Below are 9046 nucleotides of genomic sequence, written 5' to 3'. Positions count from 1 at the left end.
TCTGAAACCGCGCCCGAAGCGCATCCGGCAATGGTGCTGACATTATCAATCCTCCCAAACAGGGTGAATCACAGATCACACATCAACGGAATCCCAACGATTCAGGTTTTTAGCCGGACGCTTTAGGGCAGGGCGTCAGCCCGGCGCGCAAGGCAGGCCGGCCGGGCAGTCGCCCGTCGCAAAGCGGGTCCGAGCACGACCGGAATGCTCGGATCTCTGCATATACGGGCCTCGTTGCTGACATATTCGGACGGCATATCATGATGACAGCTTTTCTGAGGTCATCATGGAATTCCTGCATCGGCTCTATGCCACGCTGCACGCCACAGCCACCAGCCTTGAGTCGCGACTGGCGGTCCTGTACCTGTTGCTTACCGTTGTCCTCGTGGCCGTTCTATGGCTCATGCGCGGCCGACCGACCAGCTTCGTGGCCTACCTGCTGCCGAGGGAAGTGTACCGCCACAAATCCAACCTCGTAGACATCAAGATCTTTTTATTCAACGCGATGCTGGGTGCGACCGGTCTCTTTGCCGCCGTCACGATGACGCCCCTGATGACGAGTTTCGTTCTGGACGGCCTTTTGCACCTGACCGGCAGGTCTACCGCTCCCGTGGAAGGCACATGGTCCAAATTGGCCCTGGCGACCGTCATCATGATCCTGACGCTCGATTTCTGCAAATATTGGGCACATCGCCTGCATCACGAAACGACCATTCTCTGGCCATTCCACGCGCTGCATCATTCCGCCGAAGTCATGACGCCGCTGACGGCGAACCGGAACCACCCAGTATTCCTCATCCTGCGGTCTCTCATCTATACCGTGATCGTCGGCGCGGTGCAGGCGCTCATGCTGTTCCTGCTGATGGGCAAGATAGAGGTCCTGACGATCGGCACCGTGAACGCCGGATATTTTCTCTTCAACGCCTTCGGGGCAAACCTGCGCCACAGCCATGTCTGGCTCAGCTACGGACGTGTGCTCGAGCATTTCCTGATTTCACCGGCGCAGCACCACATCCATCACTCGATCGAACGCAAGCACTACAACAAGAATTATGGCGAGGTCTTCGCGATCTGGGACTGGATGTTCGGCACGCTCTACGTGCCCGACAGCTACGAGGCGCTGTCCTTCGGCCTGTCCGACATCCACGGAAACCGGATCGAACAGCCTTATCCGACCCTGCGCAGCGCGCTGCTTGATCCGTTTGCCGACAGTTGGCGTGCCCTTTGGAAAGGTACGCGCCGTGATCCCGATGCCGCCAACGCGGGCGAAAGACCGTCCGCGCCATGACCAGGGGCTTGTCTCTCTGGCTGGACGCGCTCCGGGTCTGGGCGACCCTTGTCGTGGTGATCTCCCATGTGGCCTACCCGAGATTCACACGCGGAGATTACAATCTTGTGCGCGACCTGAACCTTGGCAGTGACAGCGTCATCGTTTTCTTCGTGATTTCCGGCATGGTCATCGCCTATGCCGCGTCGCGGGACAAGGCACTCTCGACCTACAGTTTCAATCGCCTGACGCGCCTTCTGTCGGTCCTGCTTCCCGCACTGCTTCTGACATTCGTGTTCGACCGGATCGGCCAAAGCATCGGTCCCGAGGCGTATGAGACCTTCTACAACCCCGCCCCGCTTGGTGAATTGCTGCTGCGGGGGCTGACGATGTCGAACGAATGGAGCCTGTTCGACCGTATCCGTCTCGGGACGAATGGCCCGCTGTGGTCGCTGAGTTACGAGGCCGCCTATTACGTGATTTTCGGGGCCGCGGTCTTTCTCACCGGCGCGCGCAGGGTTGCGGTGGTGTTCCTGCTGCTGGTCGCGTTCGGGCCGCGTGTTCTGCTATTGATGCCCGCGTGGCTCATGGGGGTCGCTCTCTGGACCTGGGTGGCGTCGGGAGGCACCGATCGCCTGTCCCTGCGCAGAGCTCAGCTTTATGCGGTGGGCGGCCCATTGCTTTATCTGATCTGCCAAGCGGCGCGGGTTCCCGATCTGTTGGCATTTCACACCGGCGCGGTTCTTGATCCGCTCGATTACCGCCGCCTGCTCGACTTTTCGGACGAGTTCCTCTGGAACGGAATGATTGGCGCGATGGCCGCCGTGCACATCATGGGCATGGCCCGCCTTCTGCGCGGCTATCAGCACGACAGCGCGCGACTCCGGTGGTGGGCAGGCGCGAGCTTTTCCATTTACGTGACCCATTACCCCGCGCTGCACCTGATCGATGCGGTGTTCCCGCAGGACAGCCTGGCGCGCGACGGCCTGCTGCTTCTGGGCTCGATCACCGTCGGGCTGATCTTTGCTGCGATTTTCGAACGCCGCATTGCTTGGCTCAGGTCCGCCCTGCTTGGCCTGCATGAGAGCCTGGGTCTGCGCGGCAAGCAGAACACGCCGACTTGACGGGAGCCGGCGAACCCTGCTCTGGCAGGGATGGAGGCCCGCATGCTATGCTTTCCGGTGCGACGAACGTTGATTTGAGGCTGGTCTTCTGAGGACAGCGATAGGCGGTTGCCGATGAAAAAGATGTTTACCGGAAAATGCCTGTGCGGTGCGGTAAGCTACACTGCGAGCGGGTCGCCCATCATCGTTGCCCAATGCCATTGCGTGGAATGCCGTCGGTTGAGCGGAACGGGTCACACAGTCGGTGCCATGTTTGCCGAAAACGCGGTCACGGTGAGCGGGCAGTTGAGCGAGTTCAGCTATACCTCCGACAAAAACGCCAAGGTGACCAAGAGTTTCTGCGCCAAGTGCGGAAGTCCGATTCATGGCAGGAATACGCGAAGTCCGGACCACCTGACCCTGTCCCTGGGGACGATGGACGATGCGCGCGGGATGAACGTCGAAGTCGTCATATTTGAACGGGACAGGCCTCATTGGGATCGTCTTGGGGAAGATGTCGTAAGTTTCGCGGGTCAGCCGGATTGGACCCCTGGCACCGGGACACGTCGACCAGAACAACCCTGAACCCTCCGACCCGGATCCAAAGCTTACCGAATCGTTAAAGGGTCAGCGCCCCTGTCCCAATGTTTCGCGCGCGAAACAATAGGGCCAGTCCGGACCTATCTGCGCACCGGGCAGGTGACAAGCTGGCCCTGGTACATCACCGACCGCGCCGCGATTTCGTCGGCGACCCGCAGCAGCCACGCCTTGCTGTTATACGAGCCGCGCGAAAACCCGGTGCGGCCTTCGTGATAGGCAAGGTACTGGTTGCGCGCGTCGGCCAGCGAGATGCCCAGCCGGCGGTTCGATTCCGCCATGTACCAGCCCATGAAATCCGCCGCGTCGTTGATGTCGTTGCGCCGCGCGCGGAACTTGCGCTGGTCGGCCTGGTACTCTTCCCAGGTGCCGTTCAGCGCCTGGCTGTAGCCATAGGCCGAACTTTGGCGCCCCATCGGGATCACCCCGAGCGTATAACGGAACGGGGTGCGGATATCGGACTGGAACTTGCTTTCCTGGTACATCGAGGCCATCTGCACATGAACAGGCACGCCCCATTTGCGCTCGGCTGCGCGGAACGCGCGCAGGTATCCGGGGCGCTGTTGCAGGATGGAACACGCGTTGTCGAGGTTACGGGGCGCCGATGTGCCGCCGCCGCCACCACAGGAGGCCGCCAGCAAGACAATCACCAAGGCGCGAAAGAATCTGCTCATGGGCCTCTCGCAAAAAACGAAGACGGTTTGCCCGCCTTTCTGATTGCGTCGAGTTTAACGCAAACTGCCCGTGGGGGAAATCACAATTGCTGAAACCGGCAAGCCTTTGCTGCGGCGAGAAAATTTCCTGTCTCTTATCGCTGCACAGACTGTTTCCCAGAAAATGGCCGCTGTGATTGGACAATTTGTCGAAAATCGGGCAGGTATGTGGCAACGGACAGGATTCATGATCAGACAACGCGCAAAATACAACATCGGCCAAGTCGTACGTCACCGGCGCCACCCGTTTCGCGGAGTGGTTTTCGACGTGGACCCGGAATTCAACAATACCGAGGAATGGTACGAAGCGATTCCCGAGGACAGTCGGCCTGCAAAGAAGCAGCCTTACTATCATCTGCTTGCGGAGAACGAACAAAGCTTCTACGTTGCCTATGTTTCGGAACAGAACCTGATCGCCGATTATTCAGGCGAACCTGTCGAACATCCGGATGTGCCAGACCTGTTCGGTGCGTTCGAAGACGGCAGTTACGAATTACACTTCCAGTACAACTGAAACGATCTCTCTCGTTTTGCCACGACTGTAATGAGTAGGGGCTTCCAATCGGAAGCCCTTTTCTTATGCGCCGTGCAGCAAGGAGACAAAGCGGTCAATCTCGGCATCCGGGATCGACCAGTCACAGACAAGCCGTCCCCTGAGCATCCCGTCGGCCGGTCCGTTCGTCACGTCGCCAGAGACCGCGTACGTGGCTCCGCCGGCTTTCAGCGCCTGGTGAAGAGTCCGCGGGGCAAGAAAGAAGATCATGTTGGCGTTGACCTCGTTCACGACCTGCACGTCGGACCGGGTGCGTATGCCCTCCAGCAGCCGCGCTGCCTTGGTGTTCGCGCGGCGGGCCAGATCGCGCCAGAGGTCGTCGCGCAGATAGGCCGCCATCTGCGCCGACAGGTAGCGGTGCTTGGAGAACAGATGCCCCCCGCGCTTGCGACGCAGCTCGAATTCCCAGGCTTTTCCAGGATCGAAGAACACCACCGCCTCGACGCCCATCAGGCCGTTCTTGGTGCCGCCGAACACCGCCACATCGACACCGGCTTTCCACGTCATCTCGGCCGAACTACAGCCAAGCGCCATGATCGCATTGGCAAAACGCGCGCCATCGAGATGGACCGGCAGGTCATAGGATTTCGCCACGTCGCACAAGGCCTTGAGGTGGTCCAGCGAATAGACATTGCCCATCTCGGTCACCTGCGTGATCGACACCGCACCCCGGCGCGGACCATGCACGCCGCGATTGCCCTGGCTCTCGATGGCCTGGGTCAGACCCTCGACGCTCATCCGGTCGGACCCCGGTACAAGCGTCAGTTTCGCACCGCCGGTAAAGAACTCGGGTGCGCTGCATTCGTCTTCCTCGATATGGGCCACCGGAGAACAGAACACCGTGTCGAACGGTTCGACCAGCGTCGCCAGCGCCAGCGCATTGGCGGATGTTCCTGTCGCGGTGAGGTGGACCGCCGCATCCGGAGCTTCGAAAAGATCCCGGATGCGCTGCCGAACCTCGTCCATCATCGGATCGGCGCCATACCCCATCACGTGCCCCTGGTTGGCCTCGGCCAGGGTGTCCAGAACGGCCTGCGGGACGGGCCCGCTGTTGTCGGAGGCAAAAAACATCAGGTCGGCTCCTCGATGATGTGGTCTTCCCAATCGTCCTCATGGATCTCGAATTCCGGCACGGTGGCGTTTCGCATCGAAACCCCAGCTTTGTGCACGGTCTCGGGGGTGCCCGAGATCAGCGGGTGCCAGTCAAAAAGCGGCTTGCCCTCCCACAGCAGCCGGTATGCGCAGGTCTGCGGCATCCAGTAGGCGTGATCGTCGATATTCGATGGCTTGAGGACAATGCATTCGGGCACGAACTGATGCCGGATTTCGTATTGCGCGCAGCGGCAGGTGCTGTCGTCGAACAGGCGGCAGGCGACGCGGGTCAGTTCGACATGGCCGGTGTCTTCGTCCTCGAGCTTGTTCAGGCAGCACTTGCCGCAGCCGTCACAGAGCGCTTCCCATTCCTGGGGGCTCATGTCGGTCAGCGCCTTGCGTTCCCAGAACCGCGGCGCAAGACCGGTGCGATCAATCGGGTCGGTCGTCATGCTGTGGTCAGGATCGCGCGCGCGCGGGCGCAATCGGCGTCCATCTGGGTGATGAGCGCATCGAGGCTGTCGAATTTTTCCTCCGGACGCAGAAACTCGATCAGGGCGACCGACACGGTTGCGCCATAAAGATCACCGGTGAAATCGAAGATGAAGGTTTCCAGGTTGGCGTGGTTTTCGCCGAACATCGGGCGCACGCCGATCGACGCCGCCCCGTGATAGGACCCGGCAAAAGGTCCGTCCAGCACATCGATCAACACCGCGTAGACGCCGAATTTCGGCGGGTGCAGCCCGTCGATGGACATGTTGGCCGTGGGATACCCCAGTTCACGCCCGCGCTGTTCGCCGCCAATGACCGGACCTTCGATCCGGTGCCAATGGCCCAGCATCTCGGCCGCGCGGCGGGGGTCGCCTTCGGACAGGGCGCTGCGGATCGCTGTGGACGACACCGCGCCCGACGGGGCGGTGACGAGATCCGCGACGGTGACGCCGAACCCCATGTCCTCGCCGAAATCCTTCAGATGCTCGACGGTGCCGGCGCGGCCCTTGCCGAAGCAGAAATCGGCTCCGACGACGACATGGCGCAAGCCAAGGCCGTTCGAGATCACGTTCCTGGCAAAGCCCTCGGGCGTCAGCTCTGCCAGCTGGGTGTTGAAATTCAGTTCATAAAGCACATCGACGCCCAGTTTTTTCAGGCGGGTCGCACGGGCCTCGGCGTTCATCAGGCGAAAGGGCGGTGCGTCGGGCGCGAAATATTCGCGCGGATGGGGTTCGAAGGTCAGCACGCCGAGGGGGGCGTCGGGCATGGCATCGCGGGCCAGCCGGATGACGGCCTGATGGCCGGCATGCACGCCGTCGAAATTGCCGATGGCGACCGTCGCCCCTTTGTCGCCATCCGCGACGAATTGATAGTCCCGCACGATTTTCATGGGCGCAGGACTAGCGGGGGCTCAGAGGTGTTGCAATCCCCGCTCAGGCCTGGCGCGGGCGATTTTCCGTCGACGGAAAATCGAGGATGCGTCGACGCATCCTCGCGCGGGACTGAGGTCAGTCGAACTTGCGGGACGGGGCGAGCACCTTGGCCTCGCCGATCAGCACCTTCTTGCCATCGACCGAGCAATGGCAATCGAGCGTCACGCGCCGTTTCGCGATGTCGATCTCGACCACCTTGACCTCAGCATAGACAACGTCGCCGGGGCGCACTGGGGCGAGGAACTTGAGCGTCTGGCCCATGTAGACGGTGCCATGCCCGGGAAGCTGTTCTCCGATGACAGCCGAGATCAGACCCGCGGTCAGCATCCCATGGGCGATGCGGCCCTCGAAGATGGTGTCCTGCGCATAGTCGTCATCGAGGTGCACCGGATTCCGGTCGGTGGAGATTTGCGCGAACATCTCGATGTCCTGGTCCGTCACCTCCTTGCGCAGGTGACGGGACATGCCCATTTCAATGTCTTCGATGCAGATCGTTCCGCGTGGCAGGTTGTCCAACATTTCGCACTCCACTCTCGGGCGGGGAGGTAATAAAAAACCAAGTCACAGGCCCGTTTTGGAAACTTTATTACTTTGCAAGCGCAGAAAAGCAAGCAAAATCTGTATCAGCGAAGTTGTCCGATGGTATAGGTCGGAGATGCATTTTCCCGTTCGAGATAGGCCTTCAGCGCGTCCGGATCAGGTTGGTGAGACGTTTTCGTCTCGACCGCCGCGAGGCCGCCTGAGATGAACAGGGAATCGATATCCTCGCCCATCGCGCCGTCAATGTCGGTGTGCACACCATCCCCGATGGCCAGAATTCGGGTCGGATCGACATCCTTGTCGAGCGCCGCAAGCCGCCTGCGGGCCAGATCGTAGATCGGTGGATGCGGCTTGCCGAAATAGAGGCTTTCGCCGCCCATCTCGGTATAGAGCGCCGCCAGAGCACCGGCGCACCATTCGCGCCTGTCGCCGCGATCGACGACGATATCGGGATTGGCGCAGAGCAGTTTCAAGCCTTTCTGCTTGGCGTACAGGAACTGTGGCCGGTTCACCGCCGGATCGGCATGCGGATCAAACGGGCCGCAGCAGATGATTCCCTCGGCATCCACCAGATCGACACGCTGGATGGTTACCGGGTCGTCGATGATTTCCATCGGGTCGAAGAAGGTTTCGTCAAAGGGCTGGCCCATGAACCAGACCTTTTCGCCCACCGCCCCACGAAACATCGCGGCGCGTGCGCTGTCGCCGCTGGTGGCGATGTCGTCATGGGAGTCCTCGGGTACGTTCAGACGCACTAGCTGCTTGGCGACCTCGTGGCGCGACCGGGGTGCATTGGTGAGCAGGACCACCGTACCGCCGCCCTGCCGGAAGCCCCTGAGGCTGGCCACCGCCTCGGGATAGGCGGTGACGCCGTTGTGCACACAGCCCCAGAGGTCGACCAATAGCACGTCGTAGCGGTTTGCGATGTCGGCGAGGGAGTCGATGATCTGGGTCATGTCATGTCTTTCGGCATTGGGATGGTGTCAGGTCACATGAAAAAGGGGATGCCGTCCAGCATCCCCTTGTCGAGTTCCGGTCGAGTTCCGGTTCGGCCCTGGATCAGAGCGTGAGGTTCGGGATGATCTGTTTCTTGCGGCTGACCACGCCCGGAAGCACCACCGTGTCGCCGGAAACGCTGACGCCGAAGCTTTTCTCGGCGAGGGTCTTGACCAGGTCATTGGGGACCAGCAGGGTGGCTTCCTCGTTCAGGATGTCGACGACGAAGAGGATCACCTGATCGACGCCGTCTTCCCTGGCCACGTCGGACATGGTGGCCATCAGGCTGTCCTTGCGGTCGATCACGACCTTGGGGGAGGTGGTTTCGAGAACCGAGACGCGGAATTTCGTGCCCTCGACAGCGTATTCCTTGCTGTCCATGCGCAGCAGTTCGGCATCCGAGAAGGCGGAGACATCGGACTTGGCCGCGAACATCTCGGCCGCGAAATCGGGGATCGACACGCCAAGGTCTTCGGCCAGCGCATGCGCGATGGCGGTGTCTTCCTGCGTCGTGGTGGGCGAGCGGAATTCCAGCGTGTCCGACAGGATGCAGGACAGCATTGCGCCCTTGATGCCGCGCGGGGCCTGGGCCAGATCGTCGCCGATGATCTTCCACATGATGGTGGCGGTGCAGGCGACGGGTTCGATGCGGATGTCGATCGGGCCCTTGGTCTCGAGCCCGCCGACCAGCTTGTGATGGTCGATGATCGCGCGGATGTCCGCGCTGTTGATCGCCGCGGGCAGTTCGGCGGGGTTGTTGG

Annotated in this window: 11 protein-coding genes; 4 read left to right on the top strand and 7 right to left on the bottom strand. The window is 61.1% G+C overall.

Annotated features, from left to right (window positions below; all coding sequences use genetic code 11):
- Positions 1-286: 286 nt before the first annotated feature.
- From LCF60_RS22220 to LCF60_RS22210, 3 genes are all read left to right on the top strand, one after another.
- Entirely contained in the window at positions 287-1288 is a 1002-nt protein-coding gene (locus LCF60_RS22220) for a sterol desaturase family protein (protein WP_292294729.1), read from the top strand.
- Positions 1285-2391: an acyltransferase gene (locus LCF60_RS22215; RefSeq protein ID WP_292294728.1), complete on the top strand. Its 1107-nt coding sequence runs from the start codon at positions 1285-1287 to the stop codon at positions 2389-2391. Before LCF60_RS22220 ends, LCF60_RS22215 begins: the two co-directional genes overlap by 4 nt.
- Positions 2392-2505: 114 nt before the next feature.
- Positions 2506-2955 (top strand): GFA family protein, encoded by a 450-nt coding sequence (locus tag LCF60_RS22210; protein ID WP_292294727.1) that lies wholly within the window; start codon positions 2506-2508, stop codon positions 2953-2955.
- Positions 2956-3050: 95 nt separating this feature from the next.
- On the opposite strand, the gene LCF60_RS22205 is transcribed toward LCF60_RS22210, so the two are convergent.
- On the bottom strand, positions 3051-3641 hold the full coding sequence (locus tag LCF60_RS22205) for a lytic transglycosylase (protein ID WP_292294726.1): 591 nt from the start codon (positions 3639-3641) through the stop codon (positions 3051-3053).
- A 226-nt stretch (positions 3642-3867) separates the two neighbouring features.
- Between LCF60_RS22205 and hspQ the strand changes: the two genes are divergently transcribed.
- The gene (gene hspQ, locus LCF60_RS22200; protein WP_292294730.1) at positions 3868-4194 is read left to right on the top strand and encodes a heat shock protein HspQ; all 327 of its coding nucleotides are present in this window, start codon (positions 3868-3870) and stop codon (positions 4192-4194) included.
- Positions 4195-4257: 63 nt separating this feature from the next.
- On the opposite strand, the gene LCF60_RS22195 is transcribed toward hspQ, so the two are convergent.
- From LCF60_RS22195 to LCF60_RS22170, 6 genes are all read right to left on the bottom strand, one after another.
- The gene (locus LCF60_RS22195; RefSeq protein WP_292294725.1) at positions 4258-5304 is read right to left on the bottom strand and encodes an aminotransferase class I/II-fold pyridoxal phosphate-dependent enzyme; all 1047 of its coding nucleotides are present in this window, start codon (positions 5302-5304) and stop codon (positions 4258-4260) included.
- Entirely contained in the window at positions 5304-5777 is a 474-nt protein-coding gene (locus LCF60_RS22190; protein WP_292294724.1) for a YcgN family cysteine cluster protein, read from the bottom strand. The genes LCF60_RS22195 and LCF60_RS22190 overlap by 1 nt, the downstream gene beginning before the upstream one ends.
- Positions 5774-6706, bottom strand: coding sequence for a bifunctional riboflavin kinase/FAD synthetase (locus LCF60_RS22185; protein ID WP_292294723.1), 933 nt, complete (start codon positions 6704-6706; stop codon positions 5774-5776). Before LCF60_RS22185 ends, LCF60_RS22190 begins: the two co-directional genes overlap by 4 nt.
- A 118-nt stretch (positions 6707-6824) precedes the next feature.
- Positions 6825-7268, bottom strand: coding sequence for a MaoC family dehydratase (locus tag LCF60_RS22180; RefSeq protein WP_292294722.1), 444 nt, complete (start codon positions 7266-7268; stop codon positions 6825-6827).
- A gap of 104 nt (positions 7269-7372) precedes the next feature.
- On the bottom strand, positions 7373-8245 hold the full coding sequence (locus tag LCF60_RS22175; RefSeq protein ID WP_292294721.1) for a TIGR01459 family HAD-type hydrolase: 873 nt from the start codon (positions 8243-8245) through the stop codon (positions 7373-7375).
- 103 nt (positions 8246-8348) lie between these two features.
- Positions 8349-9046 (bottom strand): DHHA2 domain-containing protein (locus tag LCF60_RS22170; RefSeq protein WP_292294720.1); only part of this gene is annotated, 698 nt, incomplete at its 5' end.

Origin of the sequence: Marivita sp. (assembly GCF_020055635.1) — a bacterium.
Taxonomy (GTDB): Bacteria; Pseudomonadota; Alphaproteobacteria; order Rhodobacterales; family Rhodobacteraceae; genus Marivita.
The sequence above is the reverse complement of the archived record's forward strand: the minus strand, read 5'-3'. Positions and strand labels throughout refer to the sequence as shown.